Here is a 374-nt window from a genome sequence, read left to right as displayed (position 1 = left end):
AAGGAATGCGGCTTCAAGTCGGTCCAGCACACGCTGCCGGCGGAGACGACGCAGGAAGAGCTGGCAAGGCTGGTTTCCTCCCTGAATGACGATGCCTCCATCCACGGCATTCTCGTCCAGCTGCCGCTGCCGAAGCATCTGGATTCGGATGACATCATCCAGTCGATCAAGCCGGAAAAGGATGTCGATGGCCTGCATGTTGTCAACGCCGGCAAGCTTGCGACCGGCGATCTTGAAACCGGATTGATCTCCTGCACGCCGGCCGGCGCCATGCTGCTGGTGCGACAGGTGCATGGCGAGGACCTGTCGGGTCTGAATGCCGTGGTCATCGGCCGCTCCAACCTGTTCGGCAAGCCGATGGCGCAATTGCTGCT

1 protein-coding gene is annotated in these 374 nt (G+C 61.0%); it reads left to right on the top strand.

Going from position 1 to position 374, the window contains the following annotated elements:
* Positions 1-374, top strand: a 374-nt coding sequence (locus PH558_RS34155) for a tetrahydrofolate dehydrogenase/cyclohydrolase catalytic domain-containing protein (protein ID WP_285208575.1), incomplete at both ends; no start/stop codon positions are given.

This window comes from Rhizobium pantanalense (assembly GCF_030182525.1).
GTDB lineage: Bacteria > Pseudomonadota > Alphaproteobacteria > Rhizobiales > Rhizobiaceae > Rhizobium.
Note: the sequence above shows the minus strand (reverse complement) of the source record. Positions and strands in the feature narration are given on the sequence as shown.